The organism is Sphingopyxis sp. GW821-FHT10B01, assembly GCF_059415685.1.
Window position 1 is genome coordinate 154,535 of record NZ_JBWKNS010000005.1, and the last position, 16,913, is coordinate 171,447.

Consider the following 16,913-nt stretch of genomic DNA (forward strand, 5'->3'; position numbering starts at 1 on the left):
CCTAGAACGCCGGATCGTTCGCGGGATCGTCGTCGATCGGCGTCACCACTTCGTGGATGCCGCATTCGGTCTTGTCCCAGCCGCGCCAGCGGCCCGAGCGCGGGTCTTCGCCCGGCTTGACCTTCGAGGTGCACGGCGAGCAGCCGATCGAGGGATAGCCTTCGGCTTCGAGCGGGTGGCGTGGCAGCTCATGCGCTTCGAAATAGGCGTCGAGTTCGGCGCGCGTCCAGTTGGCGAGCGGGTTGAATTTCAACCGGCCGCTGCTGCCGTCGAGTTCGAAGCGCGCCAGCCCCTGCCGTGTCGACGACTGGAACCCCTTGCGGCCCGTGATCGACGTGTCGAAATCGGTCATCGCCTTTTCGAGCGGCTTGACCTTGCGGATTTCGCAGCAGCCGTCGGGGTCGTAGGACCAGCGCAATTCGGTCGCGTCCTTGGTGGCGAGATCGTCGGCGTCGGGGGTCAGGTTGACAATATTCAGCCCCAGCCGCGCCGCGAGGGTGTCGCGATAGGCGAGCGTTTCGGGGAAATGCTTGGCGGTATCGAGGAACAGCACCGGCATGTCGGGCGCGGTCTGTGCCACTAGATGAAGCAGCACCGCACTCTCGGCACCGAAGCTCGAGACGATCGCGGTCTCGCCCAGCAAGCCCGCACCGATTACGCTCGCGACCACTTCGACAGCATCCTGACCGCGGAAGAGGTTGTTCAGACGGATGACATCGGCCTGCGTGAAACGTGGCGCCACGTCGATCCGGTCACGGGTGCGGTCGTGCGGAGAGGTCTTCACGTCAGCCATGCCTCAACTTCCAGATTGGCACCGCACCGTCGGCGGCGCCCTGATAATGTTCGGGCCAGCGCGACAGCGCGGCGTCAACATCGGCCGAATTCAGCTCCTTTTCGGGCGCGAATGTATCGAAACCGCAGCGCTTCAGATAGGCGATCTGGTCGACGAGGACGTCGCCTTGGGCGCGCAGTTCCCCGGCGTAGCCCGCCTCGCGCAGGATGCGCGCCGACGAATAGCCGCGGCCGTCGCGAAACTTGGGGAAGGCGACCTCGATCAGCGCAAGCCGGCCGAGATGGGGGATCAGCGCGCGCGCATCCTCATCGGGCTCGAGCCGGACCGCGGTCGCGTTCGATTGCGACAGGAAGGCGTCGAGGGTGACCGCGGGTTCTTCGCCGTCCGAGTGGATATGCTCAACCATAGATCGCTTCCTTGAACGGGGCCATGCCGACGCGGCGGAAGGTATCGACGAAGCGCTCGCCCTCGGTCCGCTCGGCAAGATATTTGTCGGTGACGCGCTCGATCGCATCGACCACGCCGTCCTCGTCGAACCCGGGGCCGGTGATCGTGCCGAGGCTGACATCCTCTGCGCCCGATCCGCCGAGCGACAGCTGGTAATTTTCAGTGCCTTTGCGGTCGACGCCGAGGATGCCGATGTGGCCGGCATGATGGTGCCCGCAGGCGTTGATGCAGCCCGAAATCTTGAGCTTGAGTTCGCCCAGATCGCGCTGGCGCACCGGATCCGCGAAGCGCTTTGCAATCTTCTGTGCGACCGGGATCGAGCGCGCATTGGCGAGGCTGCAATAATCAAGGCCGGGGCAGGCGATGATGTCGCTGATCAGGTCGAGGTTCGGCGTCGCAAGTCCCGCTTCGTCGAGCGCCTGCCACACGGCAAAGAGATCGGCCTTGCGGACGTGCGGCAACACGATATTCTGCGCATGGGTGACGCGCAGTTCGTCATGGCTGTATTTCTCTGCAAGGTCGGCCATCAGGTCGATCTGCGCCGAGTTGGCGTCGCCGGGGATGCCGCCGACGGGCTTCAGGCTGATGTTGACGATCGCATGGCCCGAAACCTTGTGCTTCGCGACATTCTGATCAACCCAGACCGCGAAGTCGGGATCGCTGCGGTCGATTGCGTCGGGTGCCGAGGCGTCGAGCGGCGGCGGCGCGAACTGCGCGGCGATGCGGTCGAATTCGGCCTTCGGCGGGTCGATGCCGAGCGACTTCACATGCTTGAACTCTTCCTCGACCTGGCGGCGATATTCGTCGGCGCCGAGTTCGTGGATCAGGATCTTGATGCGTGCCTTGTAGATATTGTCGCGGCGGCCGTAGCGATTGTAAACGCGCAGGCACGCCTCGGCGTAGCTCAGCATGTCGTCGAGCGGCACGAAATCCTTGATCAGCGGCGCGATCATCGGGGTGCGGCCCATGCCGCCGCCGACGTAGAAGGCGGCACCGTGGACACCGTCCTTCTCGACGATCTGGATGCCGATATCGTGAAGGCGCATCGCGGCGCGATCTTCCTCGGCCGCGATCACCGCAATTTTGAACTTGCGCGGCAAATAGCTGAATTCGGGGTGGAAGCTCGACCATTGGCGAAGCAACTCGGCCCACGGACGCGGGTCGGTGATTTCGTCGGCGGCGGCACCGGCCCACTGGTCCGAGCTGATGTTGCGGATGCAATTGCCGCTCGTCTGGATTGCGTGCATCTCGACCGATGCCAGATCCTGGAGGATCGCGGGCGCGTCCTCGAGTTTGATCCAGTTATACTGGATGTTCTGGCGCGTGGTAAAATGGCCGTAATCGCGGTCATATTTGCGCGCGATGTGCGCGAGCATCCGCATCTGGCGCCCGTCGAGCGTGCCGTACGGCACCGCGACGCGCAGCATATAGGCGTGAAGCTGGAGATAGAGGCCGTTCATCAGCCGCAGCGGCTTGAACTGATCCTCGGTGATCTCGCCGGCAAGGCGGCGGCGCACCTGATCGCTGAACTCGGCGACGCGGGCATCGACCATCGCATGGTCATATTCGTCATATTTATACATGTCAGATCACCCAGTCGCCGGCCGCAGGATCGGCAGGTTTCAAAGTCAGGTCGGGACGCACGGTGGGGCCGAGCGCGCGGATGCGGTCCTTGATATGCGCGGGGCGCGGTCCCTCAGGGGTTGCTTCGCCGGCGATGATATAGGGCGCATTGACGCGGCGCGCGCCTTCTTCGACGGCGAGAATGGCTTCGCCTGCTTCGCCGACATCGGCGGCGTCCTCGATATGCAGCGACCAGTCGGCACCGGTCCACCAGGTGACAAATCCTGTTTTCAGGTCATTGCCTGTCAGCAGCTTCATGTGAAATCCCTTATTTGTGCGGCGATGCCCGGCGCGCCGAGGCAGTCAAGCGCGTCGGCGCGTGCCGCGACCTTGCCGACGATGATCAACGACGGGCTTTGGACGTTTTCGCGGACGACAAGGTCGCCGAGATCGGTGAGCAGGCTACGCAGAACACGCGCGTCGGCGGTCGTTCCGCGCTCGATCACCGCGACGGGCAAGTCCGGCGCCACGCCGTCGGCGATCAGCTTGTCGGCGATCGCGGTTGCAGTCGCGAGGCCCATGTAGATGACGAGGGTACGGCCGTGGCCCGCGAGGCCCGACCAGTCCTGGTCGGTCAGATCCTTGCACTGGCCCGCGACGAAGCTGACCGCGCTGGCGTCTTCGCGGTGGGTTAGGGGAAGGCCGGCCTGCGCGGCGCAACCCGCAGCAGCGGTGATGCCGGGGACAACGTCGCACGCCACACCCGCTTCGCGCGCAGCCTCAAGTTCTTCGCCGCCACGGCCGAAAATGAAAGGGTCGCCGCCCTTCAGGCGCACCACCTGTTTGCCGGCAAGCGTTTCGCGAACGAGCAATTCGTTGATGAGATTCTGCTTCATCGTATGGCGGCTGCGCTGCTTGGCGACGCTGATCCGCTCGACATCCGCTGGGATCAGCGCGAGCACGCCTTCACCGACCAACCCGTCGTGAACGACAAGATCGGCGCTTTCGAGCAACCGCGCGGCGCGCAGCGTGAGCAGGTCGGGATCGCCGGGGCCGGCGCCAACGAGCCATAGCTTACCCGCAGGAGGGAGAGTCTTTTCCATGCACCGTAAATGGTCGCGCACTGCCCGGATGGCAAAGCAGGCTTTTTTGACACCAGTGAAGGTAAAATTGGGATGATCTAGAGGTAGTTCTTGGTCACCAACTGCGAGCCCTCAGGATCGCGCAGGCCAACGCCGATCGAGGCGCGCATCGCATCGCTTTCGGCAGACGCCACCGGATAGGCGCAATAGTCGGCAGCATAGAAGGCGCTCGGCCGGTGATTGCCCGACAGGCCGATGCCGCCAAAGGGCGCGGCGGACGAGGCGCCATTCGTCGGCCGGTTCCAGTTGATCACCCCCGCGCGCGCATTCGCCCAGAACTGGTCGTATAGCTGGGGTGTGCCGCCGATCAGCGCGGCCGAAAGGCCGAAAGCGGTGTTGTTTGCCTCGGCAATCGCAGCTTCGAAGCTGTCGACGCGGACGACCTGGAGCAGCGGGCCGAACAGCTCGATATCGGGACGTTCAGGCATCGCCGTCACATCGATGATGCCGGGCGTGAGGAAGGGGCGGCCCGCGACGGGGCGCGTCATGTGGCGGATCACTTTGCCGCCGTTCGACATCAGGATCAGGAAGCTTTCGGTCAATCCGTCGGCCGACTCATTATCGATCACCGGGCCCATATAGGGTGCGGGTTCGGCGTGCGGATGGTCGACGATCAACCGGTTTGTCAGGTCGCGCACTTCCTCCATCAGCCGGTCGGCGAGGCTGTCGCGGACGATCAAGCGCCGCGCATTGCTACACCTCTGTCCGGCGCTGAGGAACGCCGACTGGACCACGATGACGGCCGCGGTGCGAATGTCGGCGGTGTCCCATACGACGATCGGGTTGTTCCCGCCCATCTCGAGCGCGAGCATCTTGCCCGGCTGGCCCGCAAACTGGCGGTTGAGCGCGAGGCCGGTGCGTGCCGAACCGGTGAACAGCAGTCCGTCGATGCCTTCGTGGCCGGCGAGCGCCTTGCCCGTGTCGGGGCCGCCGATGACGAGGCGGAGTACCTCTTGCGGAACGCCGGCGCTGTGGAACAGCTCGACCAGCTTGGCGCCGACCGCCGGGGTTTTTTCGGAGGGTTTGAAGAGCACCGAATTGCCCGCGATCAGCGCCGGGACGATATGCCCGTTGGGCAGGTGCGCGGGGAAATTATACGGGCCAAGCACCGCGAGCGCGCCATGCGGCTTGTGGCGGACCGCATTGCGCAGCCCCATCGCGCCTTCGATGCGCCGGTTGGGCGTGCGTTCGGCATAAGCTGTGACCGAAATATTGACCTTGTTGCACACCGATTCGACCTCGGTGCGCGCTTCCCACAGCGGTTTTCCGGTTTCGCGAGCGATCAGGTCGGCGAATGCCTCACCCTCTGCCTTCACCCGGTCCACGAAGCGGCGGAGCGTCTCGGTGCGGAAGGTGACGGGCTTGGCGGCCCATTCGGGCCAGGCACGGCGGGCGATTTCGACTTCGTCGTCGATATTGCTGACCGGACCGCGCCAGAGCTCTTCGCCGGTTGCGGGTTCGAAGGAAATCAGGGGCTCGCTCATGGTCGCCCGGGTCTTATCGGCGAAAGCGGGCGGCGGCAACCTGTGGCGGGCGGGCGTGACGGATTGCTTGCGCCCTGCGGCAGGGTTGGCGATAGACGCGGACGAGTCCCGCGTGCCGGGACGTGCCGGGGCACAGGCCCCGGGACACGAGCGAAGGGGACGTGCCATATTGGCCAAGCAGGACAGCCGCCGCGACTGGTCGGACCATTATTGGTGGTCGTCCGAGGGTGTCCGGCTGCATGCGCGTATCTATGCCGGTCCCGAAGGGGTCGGAAATGCGTTGCCGATCCTGTGCATGCCCGGCCTTGCCCGCAACGCCCGCGATTTCGAGGCGCTGGCGCCGCAGGTCGCGTGTCATCGCAAGACGATCGTGATCGAGTTTCGCGGCCGGGGCGAGAGTGCCTATGCCAAGGACCCGATGACCTATGTCCCACTGACCTATGTGCAGGATGTCGTGGCCATGCTCGACGAGTTGGAGATTGCACGCTTTGCGGTCATCGGCACGTCGCTGGGCGGGCTGGTTGCGATGTTGATGGCGGCGGCGCTGCCGGGGCGGCTCGTCGGTGCGGTGCTCAATGACGTCGGGCCCGAACTCGAGACTGCGGGCCTTGCGCGAATCCGCGACTATATCGGCACGGGCGGCAGCCAGCCGACGTGGATGCACGCCGCGCGCGCTTTTGCCGAACTCAACGGCGCGATCTATCCGGGCTATGAAATCCACGACTGGCTGCGGCTCACCAAGCGGACGCACCGGCTGACCGCCGAGGGGCGTGTCGTCACCGATTATGACAAGCAGATTGCGGCGCCTTTGCGCGTGCCCGGCGGTGCCGATGCGGGCGTCGATTTGTGGCCCGTATATCGTGCGCTTGGCGATATCCCGCTGCTGATCCTGCGTGGCGAGCTTTCGGACATCCTCGCGCGGTCGGCGGCCGCAAAGATGGTCGCCGGATTGCCGAAGGCGCGGCTGGTCGAGGTGCCGGGGGTCGGCCATGCGCCGACGATGGACGAGCCCGAGGCCCGCGCCGCGATCGACGCATGGGCAGCGGAACTGCCCGCCGCGTGACCGAGGCGAACGGTCCCGCGCGCCTGCTGCATCTCCATTCGAGCTTCTCGCTGGGCGGGAAGGAAGCGCGCGCCGTGCGCCTGATGAATTTGATGGGAGCGCGCGCGCGCCACACCATCCTGTCGGCGGTGCCCGGGGCCCTGGGCGCGCGCGATGCGATCGATTCGCGTATCGATGTCGCGTTTCCTGCCGATGCGCCGCCGCTGTATGGAAAGCCGGGACCCGCCCGCTACCGCGATCTTGCGCGCTATATGCAGCAGTTCGATCTGGTGCTGAGCTATAATTGGGGATCGATGGACGGGGTGATGGCGCGTCGTATCTTTGCGCCCTTCCGCGCCCTTCCGCCGCTGATCCATCACGAGGACGGGTTCAACGAGGACGAAAGCGTCCGGCGCAACTGGAAGCGAAACGGCTTTCGCCGGCTCGCGCTGCCAACCGCCGAGGCGCTCGTAGTGCCCTCGACCTTGCTCGAGCGGATCGCGGCCGATGAGTGGGGCGCGGCCCGGCGGACGACGCTGATCCGCAACGGCATCGATGTCGCAGCTTATGCCGCAGGGCCGTCGATGGAAATTCCGGGCCTGGAACGGCGCGAAGGCGAGGTGGTGATCGGCACCGTCGCAGGGCTGCGCAAGGTCAAGGACCTGCTGCGCCTCGTCCGTGCGGTCGCCACGCTGCCGAAGAATGTCCGGCTGGCGATCGTTGGCGAGGGGCCCGAGCGCGGCGCCATCGCGGCCGAGGCGGCGGCGTGCGGCCTAGCCGACCGGTTGGTGATGCCGGGCTTCATGGCCGAGCCGGCGCGCTGGATCGGTCATTTCGACCTGCTCGCGTTGTCGTCGCGGAGCGAACAGGCGCCGATCGCGGTGATCGAGGCGATGGCGGCGGGGTTGCCGGTGGTCAGTCCCGATGTCGGCGACGTCGCAGCGATGGTCTCGACAGAAAACCACCGTTTCATCGCTGCCGACGAGGCGGTTTTTCGCGGCGCCCTGGCCGAACTCGCAGACGACGCCGATCAGCGGGCGCATATTGGCGCCGCCAACCGGCGCGGCGCCGCCGAACGCTTCGACGAATCTACCATGGTCGCCGCTTATGAAAATCTCTATGCTCGGATGCTTGCGGGACGGCGGCTGTTCTCGGCGAACTAGGCGCCGCGCCCATTGACTTTCATGGCCGTGTTCCGCTTACGGAAACGGCACAGGGGGCCGGTTTGCGGGACGCGACCGGTGGAGAGAAAGAGATTTAGAATGTTCAAAGGTTTGAAGCCCATCCTTTACGGCGGACGCGAAGTCTGGCCGCTGGTCGAGGGCGGCAAAGGCGTGTCGGCAACCAACCATATGTCGAGCGGCGCGTGGGCTGCCGCAGGCGGGATTGGCACCGTGTCGGCGGTCAACGCCGACAGCTACGACGCCGAGGGCAAGATCGTCCCGCAGATCTATCACGCGCTGACGCGCAAGGAACGCCACGAAGAGCTGATCCAGTACGGCATCGACGGCGCGGTGGCACAGGTCGAACGCGCCTATGAGGTGTCGGGCGGCAAGGGGGCGATCAACATCAACGTCCTGTGGGAAATGGGCGGCGCCCAGCAGATCCTCGAAGGCGTGCTCGCACGCACCAAGGGCATGATCGCCGGGGTCACCTGCGGCGCGGGGATGCCGTACAAGCTCAGCGAAATCGCCGAGCGGCACAATGTCATGTATCTGCCGATCATCAGCTCGGCGCGGGCTTTTCGTGCGCTGTGGAAGCGCGCTTATCACAAGGTCCCGCATCTTTTGGGCGCGGTGGTTTACGAGGATCCCTGGCTCGCCGGAGGGCACAACGGCCTGTCGAATGCCGAAGATCCGCTGGTGCCGCAGGATCCCTATCCGCGCGTCGCCGCGGTGCGCGAAACGATGCGCGCCGAAGGAATTGCCGACAGCGTGCCGATCGTGATGGCGGGCGGCGTCTGGTATCTGCGCGATTGGGAAAACTGGATCGACAATCCCGAACTCGGCCAGATCGTCTTCCAATATGGCACGCGGCCGCTGCTGACCGAAGAAAGCCCGATTCCGCAGGCGTGGAAAGACCGGCTCCGTACGCTCGACGATGGCGACGTGCTTTTGCACCGCTTCTCGCCGACGGGTTTTTATTCCAGCGCGGTGCGCACACCCTTCCTGCGCGACCTGGAAGCGCGCTCGGAGCGTCAGATTCCCTATTCGAAGCAGGAAGCCGGCGATCATATCGTCCAGCTCGACGTCGGGGTGAAGGGCAAGAATTTCTGGGTCACTCCGCATGACCGGGCCAGAGCGCGCGACTGGGCGGCCGAAGGCTATACCGAGGCGCTGAAAACGCCCGACAACACGGTCGTCTTCGTCACCGAAGCGGACAAGGCGGTGATCCGCAAGGACCAAACCGATTGCATGGGCTGTCTGTCGCATTGCGGTTTCTCGTCGTGGAAGGACCATGACGACTACACCACCGGCTACCTTGCCGACCCGCGCAGCTTCTGCATCCAGAAGACATTGCAGGACATCGCGCACGGCGGGGATCCCGAGAAAAATCTGATGTTTGCGGGCCACGCCGCATTCAATTTCAAGACCGATCCCTTCTACTCGAACAACTTCACCCCGACGGTGAAGGAGTTGGTGGACCGGATTTTGACGGGGGATTGATTGGCAGGGGTGGAGCTACGCCCACCCCTCCAGAACCTGATCGGCCGGGCGATGCCCGTCGCACCAGGCGCGGATGTTCGCGATGACCTTTTCGCCCGAGGCTTCGCGCCCCTCGATCGTCGCCGAGCCGAGGTGCGGGAGCAGCACGACATTGTCGAGCGCGAGCAACGCCGGATCGACCGCAGGCTCGTGGGTATAGACGTCGAGCCCGGCGCCCGCGATGCGGCCGGTCTGGAGCGCCGCGACCAGCGCCTTTTCGTCGACGATCTCGCCGCGCGCGGTGTTGATCAGATAGGCGGTCGGCTTCATCGCGCCGATCCGTGCGGCGTTGACCATCTCGTGCGTCTCGCTGGTGTGTGGGCAGTGGAGCGTCACGATGTCGCTGATCCGCAGCAAGGTGTCGACGCTGGCGTGATAGCTGGCACCCAACTCTTCCTCGATCGCCTCGGGCAGACGCCTGCGGTTATGATAGTGAATCGACAGGCCGAACGCGCGGGCGCGGCGTGCGACCGCCAGCCCGATACGGCCCATTCCGATGATGCCGAGCAATTTGCCGCCGACGCGATGGCCGAGCATCGCGCTGGGCGCCCAGCCGGCCCATTGGCCCGACCGCATCAGCTTCTCGCCTTCGGCAAGGCGACGCGGCACGCTGAGGATCAGCGCCATCGTCATGTCGGCGGTGTCTTCGGTGAACACGCCCGGCGTGTTCGACACCATGATGCCTTTCGCGCGCGCCGCGGCCAAATCGATATGATCGACCCCGGCGCCGAAATTGGCGATCAGCTTCAGCCGGTCGCCGGCGGCGGCCAGAACATCGGCATCGATGCGGTCGGTCACGGTGGGGACAAGCACGTCGCAGTCGGCGACGGCGGCTTTCAGTTCGTCGACCGTATAGGCGGCGTCATGTGCCGACAGTGCGACGTCGAACAATTCAGCCATGCGGCCCTCGACATGCGGCATCAGTTGGCGGGTGACGATAACGCGCGGGCGTTTTGGACGGGATGAATCGGGCATGGCCGCCGATAGAGCGCGCCGCGGCACGGTGGTCAAGAGCATGGGCGCTAAAACAACTGCGAAAAGACTGGGGATGAACGCAGCCTTTTGCGCGGCGAGCGGTTGAATTGCCGACCCGAGTTTGACAAGGCAGAATGATGACCAGCCGCCATATATTACTAGTCGCCGCACTGATGACCGTCGTGGGACCGGCATCGGCACAATCCGACCCGCAATTGCCCTATTGGGCGTCGATCAGCGTTGACGAGGCGCGGATGCGCAAGGGGCCGTCGCCCGACGTCCCGGTGATCTGGGAATATCGGCGCAAGGATCTGCCGGTGAAGGTGATCGCGCGGTTCGAGACCTGGCGCAAGATAGAGGATCCCGACGGGACGCAAGGCTGGATGGCGGCGCGGCTGCTCAGCCGGACGCGCACCGCGATCGTCACGGATGAAATTCGCCCGTTGCGCGAAGCGGCGAGCGCGTCGGCAGGGGTCGCCTATCGCGCCGAACCCGGCGTCGTCGGCCGCATTACCGACTGCAAGGACGGTTGGTGCCTGTTCGACGTGAACGGCCGCAAGGGCTGGATCCAGACCGGCCATATCTGGGGCGATTGATCCGCCCCGGATCCGGGCGCGTGATTATTTCTTCTTCGGCGTGACCGTTACGACCGTGCCGTCGTCGGCGGTTGCGGTAAAGCTGCCATCGGCTTCGGGTTTCGTTACCGCCCAGCACATGCCCATTTCGTCGCCTTCGGGATCGAAGCAATCCTTGCCGTCATGGGTCGCATATTGGCCCTTGATCGCTTTGCCCTTGGCGTCGGTGTCGACATAGGTGCCGTCGGCGTTGATCGTCGTGACGGCCATCGTGCCATCGGCCATTTTGACGTCATAAGTGCCTGGCGGCGTCCCCGAGTCGGCGGCGGGGGCCGGCGTCGCCTCGGCGGTCGGCGCGGCAGCAACTTCCTTTTTCTCTTCAGCCTTTTGCGAACAGGCCGACAGCGCGGTGAGCGCGGCAAGCAGAACCAGCTTTTTCATGTCCGTTTCTCCCCGTCAGGAACCCGAAGGCTATGCCTTTCGCGCGGGCGCGGCAACGATAATCGCCGTACCGAAAACGGGCCGATGGTTGCCCATCGACCCTCTTTGAAACGAAAGGATATCTGTCGTTTAGCGGCGCCAGTTGAAGTGGTTGCGATAGATTTTCACGACCTTGCCATTGCGTTCGTTGACGAGCAGCAGGTCGTTGTAGTGACGCACATAGGTCAGGTTGCGGCCCGCGCGCGGCACACCCCAACGGCTGTCCCAGGTCGGACGATAGCTCGGGGCGTAATAGTTCGAGCGAAGGGTCGAACCAACTCGGAACTGCTGATATTTGAACGGCGCGCGATAATTCTGGTAGCGCGTGTCGCGGCGCCAGTCGCGCTGGCTCTCGCGCAGATCCTGACGCGCATCGCGCACATCGTGGCGGGCATCGCGGATATCGCCGCGATCACCGCGATGCTGGGCATTGCGCAGATCGCGCTGTTCTTCGCGCAGTTCCTTGCGGTCGTTGCGAATCTCGCGGGTCTGCGCCTGCGCCATGGCAGGGACCATCATCGCGGCGATCAGGCCGGCGGTGAGAAATTTGCTCTTCATTGTGCCATTCCTTTTCAATTTCAATCGGTCAGGGGGAGGGGATTTGCCCGATGACAAGGATGGAATAGGCGATTCGAATTGAACGGAGCCGGAATGCTCCGTTTATTTTCAGGACATTAGTGTCGCAATTTGTCGCGGCCAAAACGACAAAACGGCGCCGTCCTGCGACGGCGCCGTGCAACTTTTCCGATTTATCGTATCAGACGAGTTCGACCGCCACCGCGGTCGCTTCGCCGCCGCCGATGCAGAGGCTGGCGATACCACGCGTCTTGCCGTGGCGCTGCAGCGCCGCGATCAGCGTTGTGATGATGCGGGTGCCGCTGGCGCCGATCGGGTGGCCCAGCGCGGTGGCACCGCCGTGGACGTTGATCTTGTCGTGCGGGATGCCGAGGTCGTGCATCGCGAACATCGCGACGCAGGCAAAGGCTTCATTGACTTCGAACAGGTCGACGTCGCCGATCGCCCAACCGGTCTTGGCGAGCAATTTGTTGATCGCGCCAACCGGGGCGACAGTGAAATCCTTGGGTTCCTGTGCGTGCGCGGCGTGTGCGACGAGGCGGGCAACGGGCTTTGCGCCCTTCGCATCGGCAACCGACTGGCGTGTCAGCACGACCGCGGCGGCGCCGTCCGAAATCGACGAACTGGTCGCGGCGGTGATCGTGCCGTCCTTGGCGAAAGCAGGCTTCAGTGTCGGGATCTTGTCGGGCATGCCCTTGCCGGGGGCTTCGTCGGTGTCGACGATCACGTCGCCCTTGCGGCCCGAAATGGTCACGGGCGCAATTTCATTGGCGAAGGCGCCATCGGCGATCGCGGCCTTGGCGCGGCTCAGCGATTCGATCGAATAATCATCCTGTGCCTGACGCGAGAGCTGGTATGCGTCGGCAGTGTCCTGCGCGAAGGTGCCCATCGCGCGGCCCGCTTCATAGGCATCTTCGAGACCGTCGAGGAACATATGGTCATAGGCGGTGTCGTGGCCGATGCGGGCGCCCGAACGATGCTTTTTGAGCAGATAGGGCGCGTTGGTCATCGATTCCATGCCGCCCGCGACGATCAGGTCGACGCTGCCCGCGGCGAGCGCTTCGGCGCCCATGATTACGGTCTGCATGCCCGAACCGCACACTTTGTTCACCGTGGTCGCCTGCACCGACTTGGGCAGGCCGGCCTTGATCGCCGCCTGACGCGCCGGCGCCTGGCCGAGCCCGGCGGGAAGCACGCAGCCCATATAGATGCGCTCGATATCGTCGCCCGACACGCCTGCGCGCTCGACCGCCGCCTTCACCGCGGTGGCGCCGAGATCGGTCGCGCTCGCGTCCGACAGGCTGCCCTGCATGCTGCCCATCGGGGTGCGAGCGTAGGAGAGGAAGACGACGGGATCGGTAGCGGTCATGGGACAAGACTCCGTAGGGGAAAGTTGGTCGGCGGCCCGATTAGCGGAATTGCTGCAACTGCGAAAGGGGCATGAAGCAAGATGGGAAGCGCGCCTCGCCTTGCAACCATTCCCCGGCGCGAAGGCGCGGATCAACGCGATGTTAGCCGGTTTCAAAGTTCAGTGAAGTTCAGCCCAATGGCGATCCCGCGCTGGACTGCCGCGCGCGATGGCGGGTGGGCGGATTGCGTGCCGGGACGGGAAGGATGCTATCCATCTACAAGCTTGAAGCATAGCGGGATATTGTAGGAAAGCGGTTTTTCCGGGAGGCCGTTTGGGGAACCGTAATGCGACGAAGGACCAGAGAGGGGTGAGGAGCGGACGCTGTCCCTTCCTTACTTCGTCATCCCCGCGAAAGCGGGGACCCAGAGCGTCTGCCGGCTGGCCCATCCTTGGGTTCCCGCTTTCACGGGCATGACAAAGGGAGAAAATGTGGCCGCTTTCGGTCGTTTCCAGACCGTCCGCGTTCCCTCACGGTTCTGATGCCTCGCCGTCGGGACCGAGCCGTGGCTCCTGGATCGCGCCGCCTACGCAGGTTTCAACTTGCAACCGGCTGCCGGGCATGGTGAACTCGCGCAAATTCAAAAAGGGGACGGGTCATGGCCACCGCGATTACGAAGGATATTGCCGACGAAACGGCGCGCATGCACGAAGTGCTCGCCGCGCAAAAGGCTAGCTTTACAGCGGCGATGCCCGAAACCCTTGCCGTACGCACCGACCGCATCGACCGCGCGATCGCGCTGCTCGTCGACAATGCCGAAGATTTTGCCAAGGCGGTGAGCGAGGATTTCGGCCATCGCAGCCGCGACCAGACGCTGATGACCGACATCATGCCTTCCGTCAGCGCGCTCAAACATGCGAAAAAGCATCTGGCGAGCTGGGCGAAGGGCGAGAAGCGCAAGCCGACTTTCCCGCTCGGGCTGCTTGGAGCTAAGGCTGAGGTCGTGTTCCAGCCGAAGGGCGTCGTCGGTATCGTCGCGCCGTGGAACTTCCCGGTCGGCATGGTCTTTGTACCGATGGCGGGCGTTCTGGCGGCGGGCAATCGCGCGATGATCAAGCCGAGCGAGTTCACCGAACATGTGTCGGCGCTGATGGCGCGGCTCGTTCCCGACTATTTCGACGAGAGCGAAATGGCGGTGTTCACCGGCAATGCCGACGTGGGCGTGGCGTTCTCGAAACTTGCCTTCGATCATATGATCTTCACCGGCGCGACGAGCGTTGGGCGCCACATCATGCGCGCGGCGGCGGACAATCTGGTGCCGGTGACGCTTGAGCTTGGCGGCAAGTCGCCGACCTTTATCGGGCGCAGTGCGAACAAGGATCTGGTCGGCCAGCGCGTCGCGCTCGGCAAGATGATGAACGCAGGGCAGATATGCCTCGCCCCCGATTATCTGCTTGTCGCCGAGGATCAGGAAGGCGCGGTGATCGACAGCGTCACCAAGGGCGCGACCGCGCTCTATCCGACCTTGCTTGCGAACGACGATTACACGTCGGTCGTGAACACGCGCAATTATGACCGGCTGCAGAGCTATCTCGCCGATGCGCGCGAGAAGGGCGCCGAGGTGATCGAGGTGAATCCGGGCGGTGAGGATTTCGCGAGTTCGAACGGCCACAAAATGCCGCTCCATATCGTGCGCAATCCGACCGACGATATGAAGGTGATGCAGGAGGAAATCTTCGGCCCGATCCTGCCGGTCAAGACGTACAAGACGATCGACGACGCGATCGATTATGTGAACGCCAACGACCGGCCGCTCGGCCTTTACTATTTCGGGCAGGACAAGAGCGAGGAGGATCGCGTGCTGACGCGGACGATCTCGGGCGGCGTCACGGTCAACGACGTCCTCTTCCACAATGCGATGGAGGATCTGCCGTTCGGCGGGGTCGGTCCGTCGGGCATGGGCAATTATCACGGGGTCGACGGGTTTCGCACCTTCAGCCACGCACGCGCGGTGTACCGCCAGCCGAAGCTCGATGTCGCGGGTCTGGCGGGTTTCAAACCGCCCTATGGCAAGGCAACCGCCAAGACGCTGGCGAAGGAGCTCAAGAAATAGCTTGGCAAAATATGGCGCTTCGCCCTAGGGGAAGCGCCGCGCCGGCTACGGCGTATGCCCCTGTGGTGAAATTGGTAGACGCGCCGCACTCAAAATGCGGTTCCGCAAGGAGTGCTGGTTCGAGTCCGGCCAGGGGCACCAATACCTATCCAAGATGGTCCATAACCGTCTGAGAATAGAGTAATTTCCTGGTCGTTTTTGCTGTTGTCGTCCGATAAGATCCGCGTCGGTCCGACGTCGATCACCGACCGAATCAAGGTCTTGGCGCTAGCTGGTTTTCGTCCAAATTTTCGTGCGACAGATGAAGGCTACGCAGCCCTTGAGTTCGAGCTTGCCGTTCGCGAGCAGCGTCAGATAGCCGCGCGACGCGCCGTCGCCGGTTTCGGGGTCATAGACCGGCCCCCCCTTCCACGCGGCGGGACCGCCGGTGAAACCGCGCAACACCACCAACCCCTTGATCCGCCGCCCGCGCTGCCTCGCGTCCGAATTGCGCACGTCGCGCAGATCGGGATTGCCGCGCAATCGCGCCGCGTCGACCACCCTGCCGCAGAGCGCCGTGCCACAGCGATAGATTTCGACGCGTCCGCCTTCGCTGCCTGTCGCCCAGATGCCGGTGATATCGGCGGCCGATGCGGATGCTGGTGCTGTGAACAGTCCGAGCGCGGCCATAGGGAGAGCCAGTTTCTTCATGCCGCATTCCTTTTCGGTTCACCGGCTTCAAGCGCCGTGAGCGCCTCGACCAGCAGCGCGCGGTCGTCGATCTGCCAGGGATGGAAGCCGGGGCGCATATAAGTGAACACGCCGAGCAACAGGAGGCGCATCGTACCCGGCCGGCCGTAAAGATAGGCGAGGAGCTTCCGCCAGGTCGTGAAATCATTGCGTCCGTCCTGGCGCAGCAGGTCGGCGGTGTTGCGGAAGATCACATAATGGAACCGCATCGTCGTCACGCACATGACAAGGCTGCGTTTCAGCCAACGTCGAAACGCCGTCATGTCGCGCGTCGCGTGCAGATAGGTGTCGAACGCCACCGCCTTATGCTCGATTTCCTCCATCGCATGCCATTGCCACAATCGCTTCGCCTCGGCGGACGCACCGCCCAGATGCCGTGGATCGGCGAGCGCGTCATGCGCGAGCGTCGCGGTGAAATGTTCGAGCGCACAGGTGGCGGCGAGTTGCTGGAGCGGCGAACGGCGCTTGACCCATGCAATGGTGCGGCGCGCCCGATCCTCGAGCGGTGCGATGTCGTATCCGACATCCTCGGCCTGGCGATTGAACACCACATGTTCGCGCGAATGCATCGATTCCTGATAGAGAAAATCGTCGATCTGGCTGCGCAGCGGTTCGGGCGCCCCGTCACGGTAATGGCGCACCGCAGTCATGAAGAATTTCTCGCCCACCGGAAAGGTCGACGACAACGCGTTGAAGAAGGCCGTGCGGCCGGGGTCGCCGCTGTGCCACCAGCGCGCCGGCGCTATCTCGCGCCCGAATTTCATATCGCGCTTCTCGATCTGAAGATCGCGGGGCGTGTAGGTCGATGACATCGCGCATCCCTTTCTTGAAATAACATTAACATCAATGTATATATGACATAGCGAATGATCGTGCAAGCGATGTTTTTCTGACGCTCCAAGGCGCGGCGACGCGCGGGCCCCCGCACACAGATGCATTG

General features: G+C 64.0%; 17 protein-coding genes and 1 tRNA gene. 6 read left to right on the top strand and 12 right to left on the bottom strand.

What is annotated here, in order from left to right; all coding sequences use genetic code 11:
- Nucleotide 1 precedes the first annotated feature (1 nt).
- The 6 genes from AC07NV_RS16275 to astD all read right to left on the bottom strand — a co-directional run bounded on the left by AC07NV_RS16275 (nt 2) and on the right by astD (nt 5,429).
- A complete protein-coding gene (locus tag AC07NV_RS16275; RefSeq protein ID WP_495167427.1) occupies nt 2-793 on the bottom strand; it encodes a phosphoadenylyl-sulfate reductase in 792 nt (263 codons plus the stop codon).
- Complete coding sequence (locus tag AC07NV_RS16280) at nt 786-1,199, bottom strand: DUF934 domain-containing protein (protein ID WP_495167428.1); 414 nt, start codon at nt 1,197-1,199, stop codon at nt 786-788. The genes AC07NV_RS16275 and AC07NV_RS16280 overlap by 8 nt, the downstream gene beginning before the upstream one ends.
- Entirely contained in the window at nt 1,192-2,823 is a 1,632-nt protein-coding gene (locus tag AC07NV_RS16285) for a nitrite/sulfite reductase (protein WP_495167429.1), read from the bottom strand. Before AC07NV_RS16285 ends, AC07NV_RS16280 begins: the two co-directional genes overlap by 8 nt.
- Nucleotide 2,824: 1 nt before the next feature.
- Entirely contained in the window at nt 2,825-3,121 is a 297-nt protein-coding gene (locus AC07NV_RS16290; RefSeq protein WP_495167430.1) for a DUF2849 domain-containing protein, read from the bottom strand.
- Nucleotides 3,118-3,906 (bottom strand): uroporphyrinogen-III C-methyltransferase, encoded by a 789-nt coding sequence (gene cobA / locus AC07NV_RS16295; protein ID WP_495167431.1) that lies wholly within the window; start codon nt 3,904-3,906, stop codon nt 3,118-3,120. Before cobA ends, AC07NV_RS16290 begins: the two co-directional genes overlap by 4 nt.
- Nucleotides 3,907-3,983: 77 nt before the next feature.
- Entirely contained in the window at nt 3,984-5,429 is a 1,446-nt protein-coding gene (gene astD / locus AC07NV_RS16300; RefSeq protein ID WP_495167432.1) for a succinylglutamate-semialdehyde dehydrogenase, read from the bottom strand.
- Nucleotides 5,430-5,598: 169 nt separating this feature from the next.
- Here astD and AC07NV_RS16305 point away from each other — a divergent pair, with 169 nt between their 5' ends.
- From AC07NV_RS16305 to AC07NV_RS16315, 3 genes are all read left to right on the top strand, one after another.
- Complete coding sequence (locus AC07NV_RS16305) at nt 5,599-6,492, top strand: alpha/beta fold hydrolase (RefSeq protein ID WP_495167433.1); 894 nt, start codon at nt 5,599-5,601, stop codon at nt 6,490-6,492.
- The gene (locus AC07NV_RS16310; RefSeq protein WP_495167434.1) at nt 6,465-7,634 is read left to right on the top strand and encodes a glycosyltransferase family 4 protein; all 1,170 of its coding nucleotides are present in this window, start codon (nt 6,465-6,467) and stop codon (nt 7,632-7,634) included. Before AC07NV_RS16305 ends, AC07NV_RS16310 begins: the two co-directional genes overlap by 28 nt.
- Nucleotides 7,635-7,733: 99 nt before the next feature.
- Nucleotides 7,734-9,137, top strand: a complete 1,404-nt coding sequence (locus AC07NV_RS16315) for an NAD(P)H-dependent flavin oxidoreductase (protein ID WP_495167435.1) — start codon at nt 7,734-7,736, stop codon at nt 9,135-9,137.
- 15 nt (nt 9,138-9,152) lie between these two features.
- Here AC07NV_RS16315 and AC07NV_RS16320 read toward each other — a convergent pair whose 3' ends face one another.
- The gene (locus AC07NV_RS16320; RefSeq protein ID WP_495167436.1) at nt 9,153-10,151 is read right to left on the bottom strand and encodes a 2-hydroxyacid dehydrogenase; all 999 of its coding nucleotides are present in this window, start codon (nt 10,149-10,151) and stop codon (nt 9,153-9,155) included.
- A 134-nt stretch (nt 10,152-10,285) separates the two neighbouring features.
- Between AC07NV_RS16320 and AC07NV_RS16325 the strand changes: the two genes are divergently transcribed.
- Nucleotides 10,286-10,747 (top strand): SH3 domain-containing protein, encoded by a 462-nt coding sequence (locus AC07NV_RS16325; RefSeq protein ID WP_495167437.1) that lies wholly within the window; start codon nt 10,286-10,288, stop codon nt 10,745-10,747.
- A gap of 24 nt (nt 10,748-10,771) precedes the next feature.
- Here AC07NV_RS16325 and AC07NV_RS16330 read toward each other — a convergent pair whose 3' ends face one another.
- The 3 genes from AC07NV_RS16330 to AC07NV_RS16340 form a co-directional block, all read right to left on the bottom strand.
- Nucleotides 10,772-11,167, bottom strand: coding sequence for a hypothetical protein (locus AC07NV_RS16330; RefSeq protein WP_495167438.1), 396 nt, complete (start codon nt 11,165-11,167; stop codon nt 10,772-10,774).
- 129 nt (nt 11,168-11,296) lie between these two features.
- Complete coding sequence (locus AC07NV_RS16335; protein ID WP_495167439.1) at nt 11,297-11,764, bottom strand: hypothetical protein; 468 nt, start codon at nt 11,762-11,764, stop codon at nt 11,297-11,299.
- A 199-nt stretch (nt 11,765-11,963) separates the two neighbouring features.
- On the bottom strand, nt 11,964-13,151 hold the full coding sequence (locus tag AC07NV_RS16340; protein WP_495167440.1) for an acetyl-CoA C-acyltransferase: 1,188 nt from the start codon (nt 13,149-13,151) through the stop codon (nt 11,964-11,966).
- 638 nt (nt 13,152-13,789) lie between these two features.
- Here AC07NV_RS16340 and AC07NV_RS16345 point away from each other — a divergent pair.
- A complete protein-coding gene (locus AC07NV_RS16345) occupies nt 13,790-15,244 on the top strand; it encodes a coniferyl aldehyde dehydrogenase (RefSeq protein WP_495167441.1) in 1,455 nt (484 codons plus the stop codon).
- A 56-nt stretch (nt 15,245-15,300) separates the two neighbouring features.
- Nucleotides 15,301-15,385: transfer RNA gene (locus tag AC07NV_RS16350), tRNA-Leu, on the top strand.
- 126 nt (nt 15,386-15,511) lie between these two features.
- Here the strand turns inward: AC07NV_RS16350 and AC07NV_RS16355 are convergent.
- Nucleotides 15,512-15,934 (bottom strand): DUF2147 domain-containing protein, encoded by a 423-nt coding sequence (locus AC07NV_RS16355; protein ID WP_495167442.1) that lies wholly within the window; start codon nt 15,932-15,934, stop codon nt 15,512-15,514.
- Nucleotides 15,931-16,785, bottom strand: a complete 855-nt coding sequence (locus tag AC07NV_RS16360; RefSeq protein WP_495167443.1) for a metal-dependent hydrolase — start codon at nt 16,783-16,785, stop codon at nt 15,931-15,933. Before AC07NV_RS16360 ends, AC07NV_RS16355 begins: the two co-directional genes overlap by 4 nt.
- Nucleotides 16,786-16,913: the final 128 nt, after the last annotated feature.

Excerpts from the sequence above, each read along its gene's own strand:
- AC07NV_RS16325 (WP_495167437.1), top strand. The coding sequence starts at position 10,286 with ATGATGACCAGCCGCCATATATTACTAGTCGCCGCACTGATGACCGTC.
- AC07NV_RS16275 (WP_495167427.1), bottom strand. The coding sequence starts at position 793 with ATGGCTGACGTGAAGACCTCTCCGCACGACCGCACCCGTGACCGGATC.
- AC07NV_RS16320 (WP_495167436.1), bottom strand. The coding sequence starts at position 10,151 with ATGCCCGATTCATCCCGTCCAAAACGCCCGCGCGTTATCGTCACCCGC.
- AC07NV_RS16280 (WP_495167428.1), bottom strand. The coding sequence starts at position 1,199 with ATGGTTGAGCATATCCACTCGGACGGCGAAGAACCCGCGGTCACCCTC.
- AC07NV_RS16340 (WP_495167440.1), bottom strand. The coding sequence starts at position 13,151 with ATGACCGCTACCGATCCCGTCGTCTTCCTCTCCTACGCTCGCACCCCG.
- AC07NV_RS16355 (WP_495167442.1), bottom strand. The coding sequence starts at position 15,934 with ATGAAGAAACTGGCTCTCCCTATGGCCGCGCTCGGACTGTTCACAGCA.
- AC07NV_RS16285 (WP_495167429.1), bottom strand. The coding sequence starts at position 2,823 with ATGTATAAATATGACGAATATGACCATGCGATGGTCGATGCCCGCGTC.
- AC07NV_RS16360 (WP_495167443.1), bottom strand. The coding sequence starts at position 16,785 with ATGTCATCGACCTACACGCCCCGCGATCTTCAGATCGAGAAGCGCGAT.
- AC07NV_RS16335 (WP_495167439.1), bottom strand. The coding sequence starts at position 11,764 with ATGAAGAGCAAATTTCTCACCGCCGGCCTGATCGCCGCGATGATGGTC.
- AC07NV_RS16345 (WP_495167441.1), top strand. The coding sequence starts at position 13,790 with ATGGCCACCGCGATTACGAAGGATATTGCCGACGAAACGGCGCGCATG.
- cobA (WP_495167431.1), bottom strand. The coding sequence starts at position 3,906 with ATGGAAAAGACTCTCCCTCCTGCGGGTAAGCTATGGCTCGTTGGCGCC.
- astD (WP_495167432.1), bottom strand. The coding sequence starts at position 5,429 with ATGAGCGAGCCCCTGATTTCCTTCGAACCCGCAACCGGCGAAGAGCTC.
- AC07NV_RS16290 (WP_495167430.1), bottom strand. The coding sequence starts at position 3,121 with ATGAAGCTGCTGACAGGCAATGACCTGAAAACAGGATTTGTCACCTGG.
- AC07NV_RS16310 (WP_495167434.1), top strand. The coding sequence starts at position 6,465 with ATGGGCAGCGGAACTGCCCGCCGCGTGACCGAGGCGAACGGTCCCGCG.
- AC07NV_RS16330 (WP_495167438.1), bottom strand. The coding sequence starts at position 11,167 with ATGAAAAAGCTGGTTCTGCTTGCCGCGCTCACCGCGCTGTCGGCCTGT.
- AC07NV_RS16315 (WP_495167435.1), top strand. The coding sequence starts at position 7,734 with ATGTTCAAAGGTTTGAAGCCCATCCTTTACGGCGGACGCGAAGTCTGG.